General features: G+C 67.6%; 20 protein-coding genes, 4 tRNA genes and 2 pseudogenes. 3 read left to right on the plus strand and 23 right to left on the minus strand.

Features of this window, described 5'->3' with window-relative positions; translation table 11 throughout:
- Position 1: 1 nt before the first annotated feature.
- Together FK268_RS16675 and FK268_RS16680 are read right to left on the minus strand one after the other, a co-directional pair.
- Positions 2–718 (minus strand): hypothetical protein, encoded by a 717-nt coding sequence (locus FK268_RS16675; RefSeq protein WP_146436103.1) that lies wholly within the window; start codon positions 716–718, stop codon positions 2–4.
- A gap of 16 nt (positions 719–734) precedes the next feature.
- On the minus strand, positions 735–1,070 hold the full coding sequence (locus FK268_RS16680; RefSeq protein WP_146436105.1) for a PNPOx family protein: 336 nt from the start codon (positions 1,068–1,070) through the stop codon (positions 735–737).
- Positions 1,071–1,104: 34 nt separating this feature from the next.
- On the opposite strand from FK268_RS16680, the gene FK268_RS16685 reads away from it, so the two are divergent.
- A complete protein-coding gene (locus tag FK268_RS16685) occupies positions 1,105–1,476 on the plus strand; it encodes a YccF domain-containing protein (protein ID WP_146436107.1) in 372 nt (123 codons plus the stop codon).
- Positions 1,477–1,489: 13 nt separating this feature from the next.
- Here the strand turns inward: FK268_RS16685 and FK268_RS16690 are convergent, their stop codons facing one another.
- The 10 genes and pseudogenes from FK268_RS16690 to FK268_RS16735 form a co-directional block, all read right to left on the minus strand.
- The gene (locus FK268_RS16690) at positions 1,490–1,903 is read right to left on the minus strand and encodes a DoxX family protein (RefSeq protein WP_146436109.1); all 414 of its coding nucleotides are present in this window, start codon (positions 1,901–1,903) and stop codon (positions 1,490–1,492) included.
- A 405-nt stretch (positions 1,904–2,308) separates the two neighbouring features.
- Positions 2,309–6,265 carry a DNA-directed RNA polymerase subunit beta' gene (locus FK268_RS16695; RefSeq protein ID WP_146436111.1) on the minus strand — a complete coding sequence of 1,319 codons (3,957 nt, stop codon included), beginning with the start codon at positions 6,263–6,265 and terminating at the stop codon, positions 2,309–2,311.
- A gap of 27 nt (positions 6,266–6,292) precedes the next feature.
- Positions 6,293–9,843 (minus strand): annotated as a pseudogene (gene rpoB, locus FK268_RS16700) (DNA-directed RNA polymerase subunit beta).
- A gap of 436 nt (positions 9,844–10,279) precedes the next feature.
- On the minus strand, positions 10,280–11,440 hold the full coding sequence (locus FK268_RS16705) for an ABC transporter ATP-binding protein (RefSeq protein WP_231707117.1): 1,161 nt from the start codon (positions 11,438–11,440) through the stop codon (positions 10,280–10,282).
- A gap of 242 nt (positions 11,441–11,682) precedes the next feature.
- Entirely contained in the window at positions 11,683–12,075 is a 393-nt protein-coding gene (gene rplL / locus FK268_RS16710) for a 50S ribosomal protein L7/L12 (RefSeq protein WP_146436117.1), read from the minus strand.
- Positions 12,076–12,174: 99 nt separating this feature from the next.
- Complete coding sequence (rplJ, locus tag FK268_RS16715; protein WP_146436119.1) at positions 12,175–12,705, minus strand: 50S ribosomal protein L10; 531 nt, start codon at positions 12,703–12,705, stop codon at positions 12,175–12,177.
- A 482-nt stretch (positions 12,706–13,187) separates the two neighbouring features.
- Positions 13,188–13,646: pseudogene (locus tag FK268_RS16720) on the minus strand (TIGR04338 family metallohydrolase); the annotation flags it as partial.
- A 10-nt stretch (positions 13,647–13,656) separates the two neighbouring features.
- Positions 13,657–14,592, minus strand: coding sequence for a hypothetical protein (locus FK268_RS16725; protein WP_146436123.1), 936 nt, complete (start codon positions 14,590–14,592; stop codon positions 13,657–13,659).
- A complete protein-coding gene (locus tag FK268_RS16730) occupies positions 14,589–15,314 on the minus strand; it encodes a hypothetical protein (RefSeq protein ID WP_146436125.1) in 726 nt (241 codons plus the stop codon). The genes FK268_RS16725 and FK268_RS16730 overlap by 4 nt, the downstream gene beginning before the upstream one ends.
- 5 nt (positions 15,315–15,319) lie before the next feature.
- A complete protein-coding gene (locus tag FK268_RS16735; RefSeq protein WP_146436127.1) occupies positions 15,320–16,129 on the minus strand; it encodes a DUF2786 domain-containing protein in 810 nt (269 codons plus the stop codon).
- On the opposite strand from FK268_RS16735, the gene FK268_RS16740 reads away from it, so the two are divergent.
- The gene (locus FK268_RS16740) at positions 16,128–16,658 is read left to right on the plus strand and encodes a hypothetical protein (RefSeq protein WP_146436128.1); all 531 of its coding nucleotides are present in this window, start codon (positions 16,128–16,130) and stop codon (positions 16,656–16,658) included. The two genes, FK268_RS16735 and FK268_RS16740, sit on opposite strands and share 2 nt — an antisense overlap.
- A 79-nt stretch (positions 16,659–16,737) precedes the next feature.
- Here the strand turns inward: FK268_RS16740 and rplA are convergent, their stop codons facing one another.
- The 11 genes from rplA to FK268_RS16795 form a co-directional block, all read right to left on the minus strand.
- Positions 16,738–17,451, minus strand: coding sequence for a 50S ribosomal protein L1 (gene rplA / locus FK268_RS16745; protein WP_146436130.1), 714 nt, complete (start codon positions 17,449–17,451; stop codon positions 16,738–16,740).
- Between the two features lie 111 nt (positions 17,452–17,562).
- Positions 17,563–17,994 (minus strand): 50S ribosomal protein L11, encoded by a 432-nt coding sequence (gene rplK / locus FK268_RS16750; RefSeq protein ID WP_013125420.1) that lies wholly within the window; start codon positions 17,992–17,994, stop codon positions 17,563–17,565.
- Between the two features lie 59 nt (positions 17,995–18,053).
- Entirely contained in the window at positions 18,054–18,878 is an 825-nt protein-coding gene (gene nusG, locus FK268_RS16755) for a transcription termination/antitermination protein NusG (RefSeq protein WP_146436132.1), read from the minus strand.
- A gap of 42 nt (positions 18,879–18,920) precedes the next feature.
- Positions 18,921–19,307, minus strand: coding sequence for a preprotein translocase subunit SecE (secE, locus tag FK268_RS16760; protein ID WP_146436134.1), 387 nt, complete (start codon positions 19,305–19,307; stop codon positions 18,921–18,923).
- A 75-nt stretch (positions 19,308–19,382) separates the two neighbouring features.
- Positions 19,383–19,455, minus strand: a tRNA-Trp gene (locus FK268_RS16765).
- 146 nt (positions 19,456–19,601) lie between these two features.
- On the minus strand, positions 19,602–20,027 hold the full coding sequence (gene hadB, locus FK268_RS16770; protein ID WP_146436135.1) for a (3R)-hydroxyacyl-ACP dehydratase subunit HadB: 426 nt from the start codon (positions 20,025–20,027) through the stop codon (positions 19,602–19,604).
- Entirely contained in the window at positions 20,014–20,580 is a 567-nt protein-coding gene (hadA, locus tag FK268_RS16775) for a (3R)-hydroxyacyl-ACP dehydratase subunit HadA (protein ID WP_146436137.1), read from the minus strand. The genes hadB and hadA overlap by 14 nt, the downstream gene beginning before the upstream one ends.
- 94 nt (positions 20,581–20,674) lie before the next feature.
- On the minus strand, positions 20,675–20,842 hold the full coding sequence (rpmG, locus tag FK268_RS16780) for a 50S ribosomal protein L33 (RefSeq protein WP_013125415.1): 168 nt from the start codon (positions 20,840–20,842) through the stop codon (positions 20,675–20,677).
- A 34-nt stretch (positions 20,843–20,876) separates the two neighbouring features.
- A tRNA-Met gene (locus FK268_RS16785) sits at positions 20,877–20,950 on the minus strand.
- Between the two features lie 32 nt (positions 20,951–20,982).
- A tRNA-Thr gene (locus FK268_RS16790) sits at positions 20,983–21,055 on the minus strand.
- A 137-nt stretch (positions 21,056–21,192) separates the two neighbouring features.
- Positions 21,193–21,274 (minus strand) — tRNA-Tyr (locus FK268_RS16795).
- Between the two features lie 93 nt (positions 21,275–21,367).
- Here FK268_RS16795 and FK268_RS16800 point away from each other — a divergent pair.
- The gene (locus tag FK268_RS16800) at positions 21,368–21,859 is read left to right on the plus strand and encodes a YajQ family cyclic di-GMP-binding protein (protein ID WP_146436139.1); all 492 of its coding nucleotides are present in this window, start codon (positions 21,368–21,370) and stop codon (positions 21,857–21,859) included.
- The last annotated feature ends 120 nt before the right edge of the window (positions 21,860–21,979 follow it).

Raw genomic sequence — 21,979 nt, forward strand, 5'->3', positions numbered from 1 at the left:
GTCAGCGGGGCGGGACGACGATGCGCGGATCCGCAAGGCCAGAGGGCGCCGCTCCGGGCGCGTTCACGGCCGCGAGTGCTCGCGGATTCAGCCGTACGGTCGGCAGCATGACGGTGCTCCCGCGGTATCGGAACACGACGGACAAGGGGGATCGCTCCCGCTGATGCGGGATGCCCAGAACGGCGGTGCCGCCGTTGTCCGCGAGAACCTCAGCCTGCGCCCTGCGGAACCTGGTGCGCTCGAAGAAGCCGGAGACGACGATCCACTCCTCATCGGCCTCGATGGCCGGCCACCACAGACGACCGGCGAGCGCGCTCATCGCGACCAGCGCCCAGAACGCGAGCATCACCGGACCGAGGGCTACGGCGAGGAGCGGCGCGTCACCGTCGCCCCAGAAGTAGCCGAAGGTGATGCCCACCGCTGCCGCGGTGAATCCCACGGCGGCGAGCACGTAGCCCCCGACCACGACGGGGTGCGCGCGGGTGCGCAGCGTCGCACCGCTACGGAACAGCGCCGTGAACCGAGCTGCACGCCAGAGCATGGCTCCCCCGAGCGCAAGGAGCGCGAGCCACGACCCGATAGCCAACAGCTGGCCGGCCACGACGGAAGGCCCGAGCCACGCGTCGGCGCCGACGCGTGAGAGTGCGTCCACTACCCAGACTGCGAGGACTCCCCCGCCCACGAGCACGAAGAAGATTCCGATGAACCACTGCTTCACGTCATCGAAGATACCGTCAGGCGAGGGTCACCGTGATCGACGTGCCCTGGGGGCCGGTGGAGGCGACGGCGCGGCCGGTGCGGTCACCGTCGGGGAAATGGAGCGTGAGGTCGGCGCCCTCGCCCTGGAAGTTGCGCCACCACTGCTTCTGCTCCGGCATGGCGACACCGATGACGACCTCGTCGCCGCGGCGCTGGTAGGCGACCGGCAGGGAGAACGGCTTGCCGGACTTGCGTCCGGTATAGCTGATGGTGACCATCGACTTCCCCAGTGCCGGACCGATGACGGGGAGGGACAGCAGCGGCGTGAACGCGGTGTTGAACAGCTTGGCCGAGCGCTGGAAGAGGTTCATGCCACCACGGTAGCCGCGTCGGCATACTGGAGTGGTGAAGCTGATCCTCAACGTCATCTGGCTGGTGTTCTGCGGGTTCTGGATGGCCGTCGGGTATGCGGTCGCCGGGATCATCTGCTGCCTGCTGATCGTGACCATCCCGTTCGGGCTGGCCTCGTTCCGCATCGCCAATTACGCGCTGTGGCCGTTCGGGCGGACCGTCGTGGATCGGCCTTCGGCGGGCGCCGCGTCGGCGGTGGGGAACGTCATCTGGCTGCTCGTCGCCGGGATCTGGCTGGCCATCGGCCACATCCTCACCGGGATCGCGCTGTGCCTGACCATCATCGGCATCCCCATGGCCATCGCGAACTTCAAGATGATCCGACTGTCACTGCTGCCACTGGGCTCGGAGATCGTGCCGACGTAGACGTGGCCCCGGGTCAGCGGCCGAGGATCGCGCGGCGCAGGTCGGGGCGGCGCAGGATCATCGCGACCCAGATCAGGATGCCGACGTACGCGCCCGAGAGTACGAAGCCGGCGATCGGCTGCTCGGCCCGCAGGTTGATCGCCACCGCACCCCCGAGGTACCCGGTGAGGTAGATGGCTCCGATCACCGCGGTGCGCGGGATCGTCCACAGCACGACGCCGACCAGCAGCACCAGCCCGATCACCACGATGTGCTTCTCCTGGAAGCCCAGGTTCAGCGTGCCGTCGATGACCGCCTGCGGCTTGGTCAGCTTCCCCACGACGTCGAAGGCGAGGAACGCCCAGATCAGCACGGTGAGTACCATGCCAGCGATCCACGACTTCGAGCGGGCGATTCGGGGTTCGACGGTGACATCGGTGGCGGTCATGGCTACTCCTCAGCTCGGTGTTCACGGTGTGAACATCACAATGTTCACACCGTACACACACCCCGTTGGGCACGTCAACAGGTAAGGATCAGCGCTGCGGACGGCGTCTCCGTGAGGGAGTCGGCGTTCGGCGTGGGAGAGCTCGTCGTCTCGTGCGGGAACGGCGCCGCGTGGGGGACGGCGCCTCCCCCACCCCACGACCGGCGTCTCATGGGGGCTCGAACGCGAAGGCCGCGGATCGGTGCGGCGCGCGGGACGAAGCGCGGGTGTGGGGCGGGCAGGCCGTCGCTGCGACCTGTTCGGCGGCAGCGCCCCGACTGCCCGGCCCGGTTGCAGTCACCGTCGGACATGAGAACGGCCCCCGACCTGCTTGCGCAGGGCGGGGGCCGTTGTCAGCTACTCAGCTCACCGGTAACCGTCGGAGAAGCCGTAGTCGTCGAGCGGCACCGCGGCACCGGACGGGGCGCCGAAGGCACCCTCCGGACCGTAGTACTGGTCGTCGAAGGTCGGCACCGAGTACGCGGCCGCGCGGGCCTCCTCGGTCGGCTGCACCTGGATGTTCCGGTACTTGTTGATGCCCGTACCGGCCGGGATGAGCTTACCGATGATGACGTTCTCCTTGAGGCCCACCAGCTTGTCGGAGCGGGTGTTGATCGCGGCGTCCGTGAGCACGCGGGTGGTCTCCTGGAAGGAGGCCGCCGACAGCCACGAATCGGTCGCGAGCGAGGCCTTGGTGATGCCCATGAGCACCGGACGGCCGGCCGCGGGCTCGCCGCCCTCGGCCACGACACGACGGTTCGCGGCCTCGAACTCGGCGCGCTCGGTGAGCGAGCCGGGCAGGAACTCCGTCGAACCCGAGTCGATGATCGTCACGCGACGCAGCATCTGACGGACGATCGTCTCGATGTGCTTGTCGTGGATCGACACACCCTGCGACCGGTACACCTCCTGGACCTCGTTGACCAGGTGCACCTGCACCTGACGCGGGCCCATGACGCGCAGCACCTCGTGCGGATCGGCAGCGCCCTCGAGGAGCTGCTGGCCCACCTGCACGTGGTCACCGTCGGCCAGCAGACGCTCGCTGCCGTCCTCGTGCTTGAACACGCGGAGACGCTGGCGCTTGCTGATCTTGTCGTACACGACCTCTTCGCCGCCGTCGTCCGGCGTGATGGTGATCGTGTAGAACCGGTCGTCGTCCTCCAGGCGGATGCGGCCGGAGACCTCGGCGATCGGGGCCTTGCCCTTGGGGACACGGGCCTCGAACAGCTCGGTGACTCGCGGCAGACCGCCGGTGATGTCGTCACCGACGCCACCCTGGTGGAAGGTACGCATGGTCAGCTGGGTACCGGGCTCACCGATCGACTGCGCGGCGACGATACCGACGGCCTCGCCGATGTCGACGAGCTGGCCCGTCGCCATCGAACGGCCGTAGCAGGTGGCGCAGACGCCGGTGCCGGTGGTGCAGGTGAGCACGGAGCGCACCTTCACCTCGGCGACGCCGGCGGCGAGCAGCGCCTCGATCTGCGGATCGCCCAGGTCGTGACCACGCTCGACGATGACGTTGCCGCCGGAGTCCTTCGCGTCCTCGGCCAGGGTGCGGGCGTACGCCGAGGTCTCGACGTGCGCATCGCGGATGAGCGAGCCATCGGCCTGCACCTCGGCCAGCGGCACGACGATGCCGCGGCTGGTGCCACAGTCGGTCTCGCGGACGATGACGTCCTGCGAGACGTCCACCAGACGACGGGTCAGGTAACCCGAGTCGGCGGTACGCAGCGCGGTATCGGCCAGACCCTTACGAGCACCGTGGGTGTTGATGAAGTACTCGAGCACCGTCAGGCCCTCGCGGAAGGACGACTTGATCGGGCGCGGGATGAACTCACCCTTCGGGTTCGTCACCAGGCCCTTCATGCCGGCCAGGTTCCGCACCTGGGTCATGTTGCCGGTAGCACCCGACTTCGGGATCATCGTGATCGGGTTGTCATCGGGGTAGAAGTCCTCGATGGCCTTACCGACCTCGTCCGTGGCCTGCTTCCAGATCTCGACCAGCGCGTCGCGACGCTCACCGGAGGTGAGGGCACCGCGGGCGTACTTGCGCTCGATGCCGTCGGCGCGCTCCTCGTAGTGATCGAGGATGCCCTTCTTGCTCGGCGGAACGAGCACGTCGGACATCGAGACCGTGACGCCCGAACGCGTGGCCCAGTAGAAGCCGGCGTCCTTGAGCTTGTCGACGGTCTGCGCGACCACGATCATCGGGTAGCGCTCGGCCAGATCGTTGATGATCACGGCCTGGCGCTTCTTCGGCATCTGCTCGTCGATGAACGGGTAGTCCACCGGCAGCAGCTCGTTGAACAGCACACGGCCCAGGGTGGTCTCGGCCGTCCAGGCCTGACCGCGGGTCCACGCACCGTCGAAGAGCTCCGCCTCGACCTCGGCCGACGGGCGCTGCTGCGTGAGCCGCACCTTGATCGGCGCCTGGATCGACAGCTCGCCCAGGTCGACGGCCATGATGGCCTCGGCCGGGGACGAGTACACGCCGGTCTCGGGCTGGTCCTTGGCGGCGGGCGCGTACGCGCCCTTCGCCTCGGGCTTGAGCGTGGTCAGGTGGAACAGACCGGTCACCATGTCCAGACGGGGCATGGCGAGCGGGCGGCCCGACGCCGGCGACAGGATGTTGTTCGAGGACAGCATCAGGATGCGGGCCTCGGCCTGCGCCTCCGCGGACAGCGGGAGGTGCACGGCCATCTGGTCACCGTCGAAGTCGGCGTTGAAGGCCTCACAGACGAGCGGGTGCAGCTGGATGGCCTTGCCCTCCACGAGCTGCGGCTCGAACGCCTGAATACCCAGACGGTGCAGCGTGGGAGCACGGTTGAGCAGCACGGGGTGCTCGGCGATGACCTCTTCGAGGACGTCCCACACCTGCGGGCGCTGCCGCTCGACCATGCGCTTGGCCGACTTGATGTTCTGCGCGTGGTTGAGATCCACCAGGCGCTTCATCACGAAGGGCTTGAACAGCTCGAGCGCCATCAGCTTCGGCAGACCGCACTGGTGCAGCTTGAGCTGCGGGCCCACGACGATGACCGAACGGCCCGAGTAGTCGACGCGCTTGCCGAGCAGGTTCTGACGGAAGCGGCCCTGCTTGCCCTTGAGCAGATCGGACAGCGACTTGAGCGGGCGGTTGCCCGGTCCGGTGACCGGACGGCCGCGACGGCCGTTGTCGAACAGCGCGTCGACCGACTCCTGCAGCATCCGCTTCTCGTTGTTGACGATGATCTCGGGCGCGCCGAGGTCGATCAGTCGCTTGAGGCGGTTGTTGCGGTTGATCACGCGGCGGTACAGGTCGTTCAGGTCGGACGTGGCGAAACGGCCACCGTCGAGCTGGACCATCGGTCGCAGCTCCGGCGGGATCACCGGCACCGCGTCGAGGACCATGCCCAGCGGCGAGTTGCCCGACTGCTGGAACGCCGCGACGACCTTGAGCCGCTTGAGGGCGCGGAGCTTCTTCTGCCCCTTGCCCGAGCGGATGGTCTCGCGGAGCGACTCGGCCTCGGCGTCGATGTCGAAGTTCTCGATGAGCTTCTTGATCGCCTCGGCACCCATGGCGCCCTTGAAGTACTCGCCGTACCGATCCTGCAGCTCACGGTAGAGCTTCTCGTCGACGATCATGTCCTTCGGAGCGAGCTTGACGAAGGTCGTCCAGATCTCGTCCAGCTCGTCGATGGCGCGCTGCGCACGGTCGCGGATCTGCCGCATCTCCCGCTCGCCGCCGTCCTTGACCTTGCGGCGCTGGTCGGCCTTGGCACCCTCGGCCTCGAGGACCGCCAGGTCGTCCTCGAGCTTCTTGGCGCGGTTCTCCAGGTCCACGTCGCGCTGATCGGCGAGGACCTTCTTCTCGGAGGTGATCTCGGCCTCGAGCGTGGACTGCTCGTTGTGGCGCTGCTCCTCGTCGACCTCGGTGATCACGTAGGCCGCGAAGTAGATGATCTTCTCGAGATCCTTGGGCGCCAGGTCCAGCAGGTAGCCCAGGCGCGACGGGACGCCCTTGAAGTACCAGATGTGGGTGACGGGAGCGGCCAGCTCGATGTGGCCCATCCGCTCACGACGCACCTTGGCGCGAGTGACCTCGACGCCGCAGCGCTCGCAGATGATGCCCTTGAAGCGGACGCGCTTGTACTTACCGCAGTAGCACTCCCAGTCGCGAGTAGGTCCGAAGATCTTCTCGCAGAACAGGCCGTCCTTCTCGGGCTTGAGCGTGCGGTAGTTGATGGTCTCGGGCTTCTTGACCTCGCCGTAGCTCCAGTTACGGATGTCATCGGCGGTCGCCAGACCGATCTTCAGTTCGTCGAAGAAGTTGACGTCGAGCACTTGTCTCCTTGTTGTTCGGTCGGCGGATTAGTTGGCGAGGTCTTCGGCGGAGGCGTTCTCGTTGCGCGAGAGGTTGATGCCGAGGTTGGCAGCAGCGCGCTCGAGGTCCTCGTCGTCGCCGTCGGCCATCTCGATGGCGGCACCGTCGGACGACAGCACCTCCACGTTGAGGCAGAGCGACTGGAGCTCCTTGAGGAGCACCTTGAACGACTCGGGGATGCCCGGCTCGGGGATGTTCTCGCCCTTGACGATCGCCTCGTACACCTTCACGCGGCCGACCACGTCGTCCGACTTGATGGTGAGCAGCTCCTGCAGGGTGTAGGCGGCGCCGTAGGCCTGCATGGCCCAGCACTCCATCTCACCGAAGCGCTGGCCACCGAACTGCGCCTTACCACCCAGCGGCTGCTGCGTGATCATCGAGTACGGGCCGGTGGAACGAGCGTGGATCTTCTCGTCGACCAGGTGGTGCAGCTTGAGGATGTACATGTAGCCGATGGCCACCGGGTACGGGAAGGGCTCGCCCGAGCGGCCGTCGAACAGCGTCGCCTTGCCGTCGGCCTGGACCATCACGTCACCGTCGCGGTTGGGGAGGGTCGAGCCGAGCAGGCCGGCCAGCTCCTCGTCCCGCGCACCGTCGAAGACGGGGGTGGCGGTGTTGGTGTCCTTGGGCTGGCTGTACATCTCCTCGGGCAGCGCCGAGGCCCAGTCCGGGATGTTCCCGTTCTCGTCGCGCACGTCCCAGCCGGTCTTGGCGACCCACCCGAGGTGGGTCTCCAGGATCTGGCCGATGTTCATACGACGGGGCACGCCGTGCGTGTTGAGGATGATGTCGACCGGGGTGCCGTCGGGCAGGAAGGGCATGTCCTCGGCGGGCAGGATCTTGCCGATGACGCCCTTGTTGCCGTGGCGGCCGGCGAGCTTGTCGCCGTCCTGGACCTTGCGCTTCTGGGCCACGTACACGCGGACCAGCTCGTTCACGCCGGGGGCCAGCTCGTCGTCGTCGTCGCGCGAGAAGACGCGGACGCCGATGACCTTGCCGGTCTCGCCGTGGGGCACCTTGAGCGAGGTGTCGCGGACCTCGCGCGCCTTCTCACCGAAGATCGCGCGGAGCAGCCGCTCCTCCGGGGTCAGCTCGGTCTCGCCCTTCGGCGTGACCTTGCCGACCAGGATGTCGCCGTCGCGGACCTCGGCGCCGATGCGGATGATGCCGCGCTCGTCGAGATCGGCCAGCACCTCGTCGGAGACGTTCGGGATGTCCCGGGTGATCTCCTCGGCGCCCAGCTTCGTGTCACGCGCATCGATCTCGTGCTCCTCGATGTGGATGGACGTGAGCACGTCCTCCTCCACCAGGCGCTGCGAGAGGATGATCGCGTCCTCGTAGTTGTGGCCCTCCCACGGCATGATCGCCACGAGCAGGTTCTTGCCGAGCGCCATCTCACCGTTGTCGGTGCAGGGGCCGTCGGCCAGGACCTGGCCCGCCTCGACGCGCTGCCCGGCGTTCACGATCGGACGCTGGTTGGCGCAGGTGCCCTGGTTGCTGCGCGCGAACTTGCGCAGCTTGTAGGTCTTGCGCGTGCCCTCGTCGGCCATGACCGTGATGAAGTCGGCCGAGACCTCCTCCACGACGCCCGGCTTCTCGGTGATGACGACGTCGCCGGCGTCGACCGCGGCGCGCAGCTCCATACCGGTGCCGACCAGCGGCGACTCGGAACGGACCAGCGGCACGGCCTGACGCTGCATGTTCGCGCCCATGAGGGCGCGGTTGGCGTCGTCGTGCTCGAGGAACGGGATCATCGCGGTCGCGACCGAGACCATCTGGCGCGGCGAGATGTCCATGTACTCCACGGCGGAGACGGGGACGAACTCCACCTCGGAGCCGCGCTTACGCACGAGCACCTTCTCGTCGGTGAGGCGACCGCTCGCATCGGTGGCCGCGTTGGCCTGCGCGATGTAGTAGCGGTCCTCCTCGTCGGCCGTCATGTAGACGATCTCGTCGGTGGTCTGACCGTTCTCGACCTTGCGGTACGGCGTCTCGATGAAGCCGAACGGGTTGACCCGCGCGTACACCGACAGCGAGCCGATCAGGCCGATGTTCGGGCCCTCAGGGGTCTCGATCGGGCACATGCGGCCGTAGTGCGACGGGTGGACGTCGCGGACCTCGAGGCCCGCGCGCTCACGGCTCAGGCCGCCGGGGCCGAGCGCCGAGAGGCGACGCTTGTGGGTCAGGCCCGACAGCGGGTTGTTCTGATCCATGAACTGCGAGAGCTGAGAGGTTCCGAAGAACTCCTTGATCGCCGCCGAGACCGGGCGGATGTTGATCAGGGTCTGCGGGGTGATCGCCTCGACGTCCTGCGTGGTCATGCGCTCACGCACGACGCGCTCCATACGGGACAGGCCCACACGCAGCTGGTTCTGGATCAGCTCGCCGACGGTGCGCAGGCGACGGTTGCCGAAGTGGTCGATGTCGTCGACCTCGACGGGGACCTCGACGCCGTCCGGCACCGTCATGTAGGTCAGCTGCTCCGACGGTGCCTCGTGCAGGCGCACGAGGTACTCGATCGTCGCGACGATGTCCTCCTCGGTGAGCACCAGCGGCTGCGTGCCGTCGGAGTTCGCCGGGAGACCGAGCTTCTTGTTCAGCTTGTACCGGCCGACGCGGGCCAGGTCGTAGCGCTTCTCCTTGAAGAACAGGTTCTCCAGCAGGGTCTGCGCCGACTCCTTCGTGGGCGGCTCGCCCGGGCGCAGCTTGCGGTAGATGTCGAGCAGCGCCTCGTCGGTGCCGGCCGTGTTGTCCTTCTCCAGGGTGGAGCGCATGATCTCCGAGAAGCCGAAGCGCTCGAGGATCTGCTCGCTGGTCCAACCGAGGGCCTTGAGCAGCACGGTGACGGGCTGGCGACGCTTGCGATCGATGCGGACGCCGACGGTGTCGCGCTTGTCCACGTCGAACTCGAGCCACGCGCCGCGGGCCGGGATGACCTTGACGCTGTGCAGCGGCTTCTCGGTCGACTTGTCGATGGTCTCGTCGAAGTACACGCCCGGGCTACGGACCAGCTGCGAGACGACCACGCGCTCGGTGCCGTTGATGATGAACGTGCCCTTGTCCGTCATCATCGGGAAATCCCCCATGAAGACGGTCTGCGACTTGATCTCGCCGGTGTTGTTGTTGATGAACTCAGCCGTGACGAACAGCGGGGCCGCGTACGTCATGTCCTTGTCCTTGCACTCCTCGATCGAGGCCTTGACCTCGTCGAAGCGCGGATCGGAGAAGGAGAGAGACATCGAGCCCGAGAAGTCCTCGATCGGAGACAGCTCAGCGAGGATGTCCTCCAGACCGCCGGTGGGCTGTGCCTCGCCGCGCGCAGCGGCCTTCTCCCGCCAAGCGGGCGTGCCGACGAGCCAGTCGAACGAATCGATCTGCAGGTCGAGCAGGCCCGGAACGGGAAGGGGCTCGGAGATCTTCGCGAACGACACACGCTTGGGCGCTCCGGGCACCACGGCGTCGTTCTGATCGTTCTGAGTCTGGCTGGAGACGGAGACTGCCAAGATGCGTCCTCTGCTGTGACTAGTAACGTTGCCAAAACTGTGCTGACGGCAACCCGCAGAGTACGGCCCCATTGAGGGCGAATATTCAGATGGGCAGGAGGCAGCCAGCGCAACGTCCAACATTAACAGAGGAACGACCACCCCGCAAGGGGCAGTCCACACTAAGCCCCACCGGGCTTGCGCGCAAGCATGACGCGCGCCGTTCTTCGAACACCGGCATCCCGGTCGGCTCTGCCGTTCGCCCCGGCCGCGGGCTGGCTGCCGTGCGGTCCGCGGGCACCCGAGGATGCTCTCACGTGGACACGAGCACCTGCCGCGTCCTGCCGATTACTCTGGCCCGAAACCGCGCGAACGTCAAGCGAAACCGCCGATTTCCTTCGAATACCGGGCGCCGCGGGCCGTCGGAGACGACGACACCGGCCCGGGAGGGCATCCCGGGCCGGTGTCGGAGCGTGTCGTCGACGGTGCGCGTCAGTGGCCGTCGTCCACCTTCGGCAGGTGGTCGGTGGGGTTCTCGTCGACGTGGGTCACCTCGTAGGCGGCCGTCGGGGCCTCATCGCCCGAGTAGCCCTGCTGGACCGCCACGGGGGCCGTCTCGGGCGCCTGGACCTGCTGCGCGGCGGGGGCCGGCGCCGTGGTGGCGAACTCGTCCACGTCGTCACCCAGGTCACGGCGGATGGCGATCTGCGCCTTCGGCGGCAGCGTCGGCAGGATCTGGCGGACGCGCGCCTTACGACGGGCCTCACCCTTACGGGGCGGCATACCGGGCGTGGGCTGCATCTGCGGGGCGATCTCGTCCGGCACGTCGACGCCACCGTCGGAATGGCCGGCGGCGACGCGGGCGAGCTCCGCCTCCATCTGCGCCGAGTCCTTCTCCTCCGACATACCGATCGGGCCGATCATCGAACCGGAGAGGAACTGCTTGACCACCGGCTCCTCGGAGGTGAGCAGCACCTCGCGCGGGCCGAACATGACCAGGTGCTTGAGGAAGAGCATGCCCATGTTGTCCGGCACGGTGCGGGCGATGTTGATGTTGTGCGAGACGATCAGCGTGGTGCAGTCGATCTGCGCGTTGATGTCCATCAGCAGCTGGCTGGTGTAGGTGGTACGCACGGGATCCAGGCCCGAGTCCGGCTCGTCGACGAGCATGATCTGCGGGTCCATCACCAGCGCGCGGGCCAGGCCGGCGCGCTTACGCATACCGCCGGAGATCTCACCGGGGAGCTTGTCCTCCGCGCCGATCAGACCCACCATCTCGAGCTTCTCCATCGTGATCTGACGGATCTCGCTCTCCTTCTTCTTCGTGTGCTCACGAAGCGGGAAGGCCGTGTTGTCGTACAGGTTCATCGAGCCGAACAGCGCGCCGTCCTGGAACAGCACGCCGAACATCTTGCGGATCTCGTACAGCTCCGAGGACGTACACGTGAGGATGTCCGTGCCGTCGATGATGATCTCGCCCTCCTCGGGGCGCAGCAGACCGATCAGCGACTTCAGGAACACCGACTTACCGGTACCCGACGGGCCGAGCAGAACCGAGACCTCGCCCGCGGGCAGGGTCAGCGAGACGTCGGACCAGATGTTCTGGGAGCCGAACGACTTCGTCAGGTTCTTGGTAGTTACTTCGACACCCACTGTCGGGACCTTTCGTCGCATCGAGATGTGGCTCGCACCACAGACCGCTTCATGGACAGTACCTCAGTACATGCTGGTCGCGGTACCGGACCCGGTAGTCACTACTGACGGGTCACTCCGGTCATCGTCGACGGTCCGCCCCGGCGACGAACGCCTGCGCACGCCGGCCCGACGCGTGCCGCGGACGACGAACGGCCCCGTCGCACAGGGCGACGGGGCCGTTCGGGCGTGAGGAAACGGTCTTACTTGACCGAAACCGAGGCGCCGGCCTCCTCGAGCTTGGCCTTGGCGGCGTCAGCGGCCTCCTTGTCGACCTTCTCCAGGATCGCCTTGGGGGCGCCCTCGACGAGGTCCTTGGCCTCCTTCAGGCCGAGGCCCGAAACCAGCTCGCGGACGACCTTGATGACCTGGATCTTCTTGTCGCCGGCGGCCTCGATGATGACATCGAACTCGTCCTGCTCGGCAGCGGCGTCAGCGCCGCCGGCCGCGGGGGCGGCACCGGCAGCCGCGACGGCGACCGGAGCAGCAGCGGTGACCTCGAAGGTCTCCTCGAAAGCCTTCACGAACTCGCTGAGCTCGAGCAGGGTCAGCTCCTTGAAAGCATCAAGCAGCTCGTCGGTGGTGAGCTTCGCCATGGTGGCGTCCTTCCGTTCAGTCTTGCTCGCTGATCCGCGAGGCAAGGTGGTGATGGTTCCCGCGAGCGGTGCGCGCGGGGGTTCGCTGGATCAGCGGTCTTACGCGGCAGCCTCGTCGGCGGCCTTCTTCTCCTGCAGCGCGGCGGCCAGGCGGGCCACCTGCGAGGCGGGAGCGTTGAACAGGCCAGCGGCCTTCGCCAAGTTGCCCTTCATGGCACCGGCGAGCTTGGCCAGGAGCACCTCGCGCGACTCGAGATCGGCGATGCGCTCGACCTCGGCCACGGACAGCGCCTTGCCGTCCATGTAGCCGCCCTTGATGACCAGGGCCTTGTTGTCCTTGGCGAACTTCTTGATCGCCTTGGCGGCCTCGACCGGCTCACCCTCGATGAAGGCGATCGCGGTCGGACCCTCGAACAGCTCGTCCAGGCCCTCGACGCCGGCATCCTTCGCGGCGATCTTGACCAGGGTGTTCTTGGCGACGGAGTAGGTGGCACCAGCTCCGAGCGAACGACGCAGCTCGGTGATGGAACCGACCGACAGCCCGCGGTACTCGGTGACCACGGTGGCCGTGGACTTCGAGAACTTCTCGGCGATCTCAGCGACTGCTGCGACCTTCTCGGCGTTTGCCATACTTCGCCTCCTCTCTACGTGTCATCCGTCGAGATGAAGGTTCAGGCCCGAAACGACGAGAACCCCGGCGCAGGGCGCACGGGGTTCGTAGTTCCGCACGCCGGGCGTGCGGGTGAAACCTCGTCCTCCTGCGTGGGTCGCCGACTCGGGGCCGGACCTTCGATCGGGCTCGCGCCCGATGACCGACGGTCTTCGGTGGAACGATCCGGTGGAACACCGGTTTCCGAGGGACCAGAGTACGGGAATCCTTCAGCCGAGCCAAATCGGGTTCGACGGCGCCCGGTGCGCCGGCGGGTTCCGCGCCACGGGACTCGCACCCGATTCGCGCAGCCGCACCCGGCATGCGGGGTGCGCTCACGCGTTCCGGGTGCGGAAGGGCGTCCGCACCCGATTCGCCCGTGACTGCCACTGATGGAAGGCCAGCTCTCCCGGATGAAACGCCGACTCCCCCACGCCACGCCGTTCCGCCACGAGAGGTCGAGTCAGCCGACGGCGACGCCGGACTCGGTGTAGACGATCCGCAGCGCCAGGCCCGCTTCGGGGCCCATCACCTGCGCCGCGAGGTCGACGAAGGCCCTGGTGAACGACGGGCCGTGGGCGGCACCGTCGGCGCCCTGCTCAGCGACGGCGTGGTGCGCGAGTTCGTGCAGGACCACCAGCTCACGCAGGGCCCAGGCACCGTCGCGCCCGGCGGGGACCGCCACGACCGCGCCCGACGGTCCGCTTTCGTAGTGCGCCCCGGAGGCGCCGGCGCGGGCGCGAACCCGCACGCGCGACGGTCCGACGACGCGGTCGACGTAGGCCTGCACCGAGTCGACGGAGGCGAACCGCGCCTCGGGCGGCAGGGTGAGCGGCACACCGAGCACGTCGACGGTCCGCCCCGCGCCGGCGTGCTCGAACAGGCCGCGGACCAGTTCCTCCGCGCGGTAGACCGCGGCCCGCTGCGCGTCCCTAGACGTCCTTGGCCACCTTGAGCTGCTCGACGATCGCCTTGCCCGTGGCGGCCATGTCGTCGCGGCCGATCGGGATCACGAGCATCGCGTAGGTCTGCGGCGCGGAGGCGATCACGATGACCGTGACGTCGTCACCCGCGACGGTGAGCTTGTCGCCCGTGACCAGGATCTTGCCGGTCACCTTGGCGGCGGGCACACCGTCGACGGTGATCGACTCGGCCGCCGACTGCTCGACCCGCTTCGAGTTCACGTTGAGGTAGCCGGCACCGTCGGCGATGCACTGGATCATCCGCGAGGCGGCGTCCTTGGGGTCGAGCTTGGAGTTGAAGTTGGTCTGGCCGACCTCCGCACCGGCCTGCCAGGGCTGGCCGTCGCCCATCGACTTCTGCAGGCCGGCCGCGGCGATGCTCTGCGCGTAGACGGTGTAGCTCTCCTTCTCCCAGCCCGGCGCGGCCGAGACGGGGAAGGACAGGGGCCCGGAGGCGACGCGGTCGGTGATGTCCGACGCCTGGCCGGTTCCGGGGATTCCACAGTCGCCGCCCGTGCTGGGCGTGACGGAGCCGGGGCCGGCGGTCGGCGCGGCGGTGCGGTCCCCCGCTCCCGAGTCCGACCGCACGACGAGCACGACCGCGGCGATCGCCACCGCGATCACGAGCACCACCGCGACTCCGATGCCGACGAACAGGCCGGTGCGGTTCGGCTTCTGCGGCGGCTGGCCCTGGGGCTGGCCCGGGTACTGGTAGCCCTGCTGCGGGTACCCCTGCTGCCCGTATCCCTGGTGGGGATACCCCTGGTAGCCCTGCTGGTACGGCTGCTGCGCGTACGGATCACCCTGCGGCTGGCCGTATCCGTACTGGTACCCGCCCTGCGCGTAGGGGTCCGGCTGCGCGTACGGGTCGGGCTGCTGCCCGTTCGGGTCCTGCGGGTTGCTCATACGTCCCTCGCTACCTTGAGCTGCTCGAAGATCCTCTGTGCCACCGCCGCGAGGGCGGTATCCCCGATCGGGGTGTCCGACTCGAAGTATGCCTGGGGAGCGGCCCCGATGACCACCACCGTCACCACATCACCCTCGATGGCGAGCCCGGGGCGGCTGACCAGGATCCGACCCGTGACGCGGGAGGCCGGCACACCGTCGACGGTGATCGCCTCCGGCTCGGTGAGTCCCTCGAGCCGGGGACGGTACGAGTCGTAGCGGCTGCTCGCGACGATGCACGGGATGATCCGGCGCGCCGCCTCCGCGACCGAGACCTTCGGCGCGAACGTGGTCAGTCCGATCTCGGCGTGCGCGTCCCACTTGTGGCCCGGCACCTCCGTGCGCAGTCCGGCGGACTGCGCCCCCGGGGAGAAGAGCTGATAGCGCTGCGGCACCCACCCCGGCGCGGCCGAGACGGGGAAGGACACCGGGCCCGCGACGACGCGGTCCGTGATCGGCGTCGTCGAACTCGGCCCCGGCAGCCCGCAGGCACCTCCCCCACCCGACGGTGCCGCGGACGACGGGCCCGCCACCGTCGACGGCCCGCCACCGGACATGCGCACCACCAGCGCCCCGGCGAGGACCGCGACCAGCAGCACGACGGCCACCGCTCCCCCGATCGCCCACCACAGCGCGCCGTTCCGCGCAGGCGGCGGTGGCGAGGGCGGCGGGTACGGGTGCACGACGGTCAGCGCTCCAGGGCCCCGCGGCTGCCGCCGAGCTCGGAGTGGGTGCCGAGCCGGGCGGAGCGCCCCGCCCGGTCACCCGCACGCCGGGCACCGTCGGAATAGCCGGCGGACGCCGACGACCCGCGCCACCGCCCCCGCGCCGTGGACTCGCCCTGGTAGAAGGACGCGAGCTCGACCTCCTTGTCACGCAGGGCGAGCGCGGTGCCCGGCTCGTCCCGCTCGGCGGCCTGCGCGGTCGCGGCGGCGCGCGCCTCCGCGAGCCGCGCCCCGATGCGGGCCGCGAAGGCCGACTGGAAGTTGATCCGGGCGGTGACGCCCGAGACCGGCTTCGTCTCCACCCAGCGCCGGCGGGTGCGGCGATCCTCGTAGAGCTGCTGCACCGTCTCCGACTTGTGCGCGCCCGAGCGCAGGTAGGCGTCCGAGGCACGGACCATCTGGATCACCAGCGAGGCGTACAGGGCCTCACAGGCGTCGATGTCCTCCGCGAAGCCGTAGGCGAAGACGAAGGTGGAGTTGGAGGCCACGTCGCACCGCACGTCGTTCGACTGGGCGATGGCGACGAACAGCTCGACGAAGGTACGCAGGCCGCGCCTGCCCGCCTCACCGATGCGGACGGTGCGCTGCTCGGGGACGGCGCGCGCCCGCTCGGTACCGCGCTGATGCGCGCGGGCCACCGCCAGGTCGATCGACGCGGCCGTCGCGAGCCGCTGCGCCGCCTCGGTGAAGGTGGCGGCCTCGTGCTCGTTGTCCGTGCCCTCCGCCTGCCGCAGCAGCGCCCCGATGCGGGTCAGCAGCCTGTCGTCGTCCATGCGCGCGACGATACCGGCGCGCACCGACAGGTTCGTGGTGGAGCGACTGGCCTGCCACCAGGTGCTCCGCAAGCCGTCCTTCAGTGCGCTCGGTTACGCTTGCCGCACACCGTTCTTCGCAACGACAAGGGGAGTGTTCACGATGTCGACGCCCAACGGCCCGTACGGCTACGACCCCTCCGTCCCGCCACCGTCGTACCCCGCCCAGGGGTACCCGGGCGCGCAGGGCTACCCCGGCTACCCCGCCCCTCCCGTCCAGGTGGAGGACCCCGACAGCGCGATGGGCATCGTCGGCCTGGTGCTGTCAGTGATCTCGTGCGGCCCGATCGGCCTCGTCGTCAGCTGGATCGCGTTGAACAAGTCCAAGGCGCGCGGCTTCAAGAACACCCCCGCGCTGATCGGCGCGATCGTCGGCGGCATCTTCACGATCATGGCCTTCCTGCCGTTCCTCGCAGTCCTGGTGTACTTCGCCTTCCTCGCGGCGCTCTTCGGCTCGACCTCCCCCGACTACCTGATGCTGTTCTTCTGACCGCGGGCACGAAAAAGCCCCCGACCTGCTCGGATCGAGCGGTCGGGGGCTTTCTCAGACCCTGATGAGGGCGAGAGGCCTAGGCCTCTTCCTCGGTGAGGTTGTTCACTCGCGACGGGTCCACCTGGATGCCCGGTCCGGTGGTCGTCGAGACGGTGACCTTCTTCAGGTACCGGCCCTTGGCCGCCGACGGCTTCGCGCGCAGGATCTCGTCCAGCGCGGCGCCGTAGTTCTCCACCAGCTGCTTGGCGTCGAAGGACGCCTTGCCGATCACGAAGTGCAGGTTCGACGCCTTGTCGACGCGGAACGTGATCTTGCCGCCCTTGATGTCGCCCACGGCCTTGGTCACGTCGGGGGTGACGGTGCCGGTCTTCGGGTTCGGCATGAGGCCACGGGGGCCGAGCACGCGCGCGATGCGGCCGACCTTGGCCATCTGGTCCGGGGTGGCGATCGCGGCGTCGAACTCGAGCCAGCCGCCCTGGATCTTCTCGATCAGGTCCTCGGCGCCCACCTCGTCGGCACCCGCGGCCTTGGCCTCTTCGGCCTTGTCGCCGACGGCGAAGACGATCACGCGGGCCGTCTTACCGGTGCCGTTCGGCAGGTTGACGGTGCCGCGCACCATCTGGTCGGCCTTGCGGGGGTCGACACCGAGTCGCATCGCGACCTCGACGGTGGCGTCCTGCTTGGTGGAGGAGGTCTCCTTGGCGAGCGTGACAGCCTCGAGCGGGCTGTACAGCTTGTCCTTGTCGACCTTCTCGGCAGCGGCCTTGTAGGCCTTGCTGTTCTTGCTCATGAAAACTCTTTCGTTTCTTGCCCAGCGAGCGGGCAGTGAGTGGTTCTGCGGGCCGAGCCGGCCCTCCCACGGGAGGCGTGCGCCTCCCGGCGACGAACTCGACGGTGCGAGTTACTCGACGGTGATGCCCATCGAGCGAGCAGTGCCGGCGATGATCTTCGCGGCCTGATCGACGTCGTTCGCGTTCAGGTCTTCCTTCTTGGTCTCGGCGATCTCGCGCACCTGATCCCAGGTCACCTTGGCGACCTTGGTCTTGTGCGGCTCTCCCGAGCCCTTCTGCACGCCGGCTGCCTTGAGCAGCAGCTTGGCGGCCGGAGGAGTCTTCAGCTTGAAGTCGAAAGAACGGTCCTCGTAGACCGTGATCTCGACGGGGATGACGTTGCCACGCTGCGACTCGGTCGCGGCGTTGTACGCCTTGCAGAACTCCATGATGTTGACGCCGTGCTGGCCAAGCGCGGGACCCACGGGCGGAGCAGGGTTGGCCTGCCCGGCCTGGATCTGCAGCTTGATGAGCCCGGCGACCTTCTTCTTCTTCGGGGGCATCCTCAGTATCCTTTTTCATCACCCCACGCCTTGCAGCGGCGCGGGAAGCATGTTCTCGCCTAGGAGATCTTCTCGACCTGGTTGAAGGCGAGCTCGACGGGCGTCTCACGGCCGAAGATCGACACGAGCACCTTGAGCTTGCGCTGCTCGGCGTTGATCTCGCTGATGGACGCGGGCAGGGTCGCGAACGGGCCGTCCATGACGGTGACCGACTCGCCGACCTCGAAGTCGACCTCGACGGCGGGGCCCTGCGAGACCGCACCACCGAAGGCGGCGGCACCGTCGGACGCGGCACCGGCCTTGTCCTTGGCGGGCTTGGTCCGCGCGCTCTCGGGGAGCAGGAACTTCACGACCTCGTTCATCGTGAGCGGCGAGGGCTTGCTGGTCAGGCCGACGAAGCCGGTGACACCGGGGGTGTTGCGCACTGCGCCCCAGGACTCGTCGTTCAGGTCCATGCGCACCAGGATGTAGCCGGGCAGCACCTTGCGGTTGACCCGCTTCTGCTGGCCGTTCTTGATCTCGGTGACCTCTTCGGTGGGGACCTCCACCTGGAAGATGTAGTCGCCCACGTCGAGGTTCTGGACACGGGTCTCGAGGTTGGCCTTGACCTTGTTCTCGTAGCCCGCGTAGGTGTGGATCACGTACCAGTCGCCGGGGGCGGTGCGCAGCTGCGCCTTCAGCTCCTCGACGGGGTCGATCTCCTCCTCGACCTCCTCGACGGCGGCCTCGGGCGCCTCGTCGGCGCCGGCGTCGTCGGCTGCGGTCTCGTCGGTATCGACGACGGTGTCCTCGGCCGGCTCGACCTCGGTCGCCGCGGCAGCGTCATCGACCTGCACGTCCGCCTGGACGTCCAGCTCTGCCTCGTTGTGCTCCGGGGTGCTCACAGCGCCGAAGTTCCTTCCGTCTCGTCTTCTCGTGTGGTCCGGCTACTTGCCGAACGCCCACAACATCAGCTTCGCGAAGCCGAGGTCGAGGAGGCTGATCATCGCGGTGAGGACCACCACGAACACCAGCACGATGATCGTGTAGTTGATCATCTGGCTCCGGGTGGGCCAGATGACCTTCCGCAGCTCGGCGACGACCTGGCGGATGAACAGCCAGATGGCGGCGAACGGGTTGCGCGAGCGCTTCGTCGTCGCGGACTTCTTCGCAGCGCCGGGCTCGGTCGCCTCGCCGGACTCCGGGGCCTCGGCCAGCGCGGTGCGGCCACGACGGCCGCTGGAACGCTTGCCGGAGGGACGGGCCTGCTGGGCGTCTTCGGCGACGCTGTCGCCGGCTTCGCCGGTGGTCGCGTCGTCCTTCTCGTCGCTCACGCACTTCCCTCCGCTGGATCGTCCAGCGGGCGTCGGCCCGCCGATTTCGACAGCCGGGCCCGGGGCCCGCCTATGCAGGGGCGACAGGACTCGAACCTGCGACCTGCGGTTTTGGAGACCGCTGCTCTACCAACTGAGCTACACCCCTTTGCGGCACCCGAGGGTCCCGCAGCCGCACCGTTCGATGGGCGCGCTTTCGCACGCCCGCCGTTTGGTGCGGACAGTTCAGTGTACGGCACATCGGTGCCGCACCTCAAAACGGGCGGTCACGCGGCCCGACGGGGCCGCGGACCGTCAGGCGAACTGGACCGTGGCGACCGGCTTGCCGAAGATCTTGCGCTCACCCTGCTTGACGGTGAGGAAGACGACGCCCGTCTTGGTCTCCGCATCGAGCGACTTGATCTTGCCCGAGTACAGCAGCTCCGCCTTCTGGTCGGCGGGCACGTACACGGGGGCGGTGAAGCGGACGCTGTACTCCTTGAGCGCGCCCGGGTCACCCAGCCACTCGGTGATGTAGTTCGATCCGAGGCTCATCGTCAGCATGCCCTGCGCGACGACGTCCTCCATGCCGGCCAGCTTCACGATGTGATCCGACCAGTGGATGGGGTTCGGATCGCCCGTGACACCGGCGTAGTTCACCAGGTCGCCGCGGGTCAGCTCGAAGGTGCGCTCAGGGAGCTCCTCGCCCACCGTCACGTCCGCGAAGTTACGAAGCGCCATACATCATCACCTTTTCCATTGCACTGACGAACTCGGCGTCCTCGTCCTCGCCCGACCGGCCGGCCAGCGTGGTCCACGAGGTGACCAGGTGATTGCCGTCCTGGTCGGAGATCTCGTTGCGGGTCATGATCAGGTCCACGCCGGCGACCTGACGGAACGAATCGAAGTGCACATGCGTGGTCAGGATCATCCCCGCCACGATCGGCGCGTGGAAGTGCGCCTTCTGCTCCGTCTGCATGACGGGGCGACGGCCGTATCCGACGATCGCGTTCTCGAACAGCGGGCGATGCGCGATGATGCCGATCAGCGAGAACATGATCGGAGGGGCCACGATGTCGGCGTAGCCGGCAGCGCGAGCGGCCTCGACATCGTGGTGCACCGGATCGAGCAGCTGGCTCGCGTTGGCGAACTCGCGGATCTTCTCCCGGCTGACGACGTACTTGTCCTCGAACTCGTAGTTGTAGCCGACCGCAGCGCGCGTGCGCTCCGCGACTTCCTCGGGGCTGAGCTGCTCGGTGACCGGACCACCCGGCACATCGATGTCCTTGCTCACGTGTCGAACCTACCTGTCGTGAATGGGCTGAAGGGCAGTATGCCAAAGGGGAGGGCATCCGCGTGGATGCCCTCCCCCTTGTCGACGTCTTATGTCAGCGCGACTCTCGGTGCGCCTGGTGCGATCCGCAGTTCGGGCAGAACTTCTTCAGCTCGAGGCGATCGGGATCGTTGCGACGGTTCTTCTTGGTGATGTAGTTACGGTGCTTGCACACCTCGCACGCCAAGGTGATCTTGGGGCGGACATCTGTCGATGAAGCCACGACGGTCCCTCTTTCGCAAATCTCTTGTCAGTTGTAGCGGTGGGGGGGCTCGATCCCCCGACCTCACGATTATGAGTCGTGCGCTCTAACCAGCTGAGCTACACCGCCCTGAGCTATCAGCACATTGCACTGGTCTAGCGAGCCCCCTGACGGAATCGAACCGTCGACCTTTTCCTTACCATGGAAACGCTCTGCCGACTGAGCTAAGGGGGCGTGTTCCCGGGGCACCGTCTCCGGCGCTCCAAGAGCCTCAACGAGATTACACACCGCGGCGAAGAACATCCAAATCCGCAGGTCAACTCGTTAATCGCTGCGACCCCCGGTGATGGAACACCGGGGGCCGCAGCAGGTGGCACGTGTAGGATTCGAACCTACGTAGGCATAGCCGACGGATTTACAGTCCGCTCCCATTGGCCGCTCGGGCAACGTGCCTTCGCCGCCCGTGAAGGCAGCGGACGATAGACTACAACGCCCCCGTGGGGGGCACGCAAACCCGCAGGTCAACTGATTAGGAGTTCAGCCGAGATGGCCGATTCGTCGTTCGATGTCGTGAGCAAGATCGATCGCCAGGAGGTCGCCAACGCCCTCAACCAGGCGTCGAAGGAACTCAGCCAGCGGTACGACTTCCGCGGCACCAACACCACGGTGGAGTTCTCGGGCGAGGACAAGATCGTGATCACCTCCGACGCCGAGGAGCGCGCCAAGGCCGGCCTCGAGGTCTTCCAGGAGAAGCTGATCAAGCGCGGGTTGTCCTTGAAGGCGTTCGACGCCGGCGACCCCGTCGCCTCCGGCAAGACGTACAAGATCACCGGAACCCTCGTCGAGGGCATCACCAGCGAGAACGCCAAGAAGATCAGCAAGCTGATCCGCGACGAGGGCCCCAAGTCCGTCAAGGCCCAGATCCAGGGCGATGAGCTGCGCGTTTCCAGCAAGTCGCGCGACGACCTGCAGGCCGTCCAGTCGCTGCTCAAGAACGCCGACCTCGACATCGCGGTGCAGTTCGTCAACTACCGCTGAGTCGTGTGGCCCGACGGTGACCGTCGGGCCGGACGCGGGCGCAGCTGTGGGTTTCCTCACGGAAGAGAGTTACGGCGGATTTCGTCACGTCGACATCTTTCGAAGCGTTCTGCGACCGAT

The organism is Tsukamurella sputi (genome assembly GCF_007858445.1).
In the GTDB taxonomy this organism is placed as follows: Bacteria; Actinomycetota; Actinomycetes; order Mycobacteriales; family Mycobacteriaceae; genus Tsukamurella; species Tsukamurella sputi.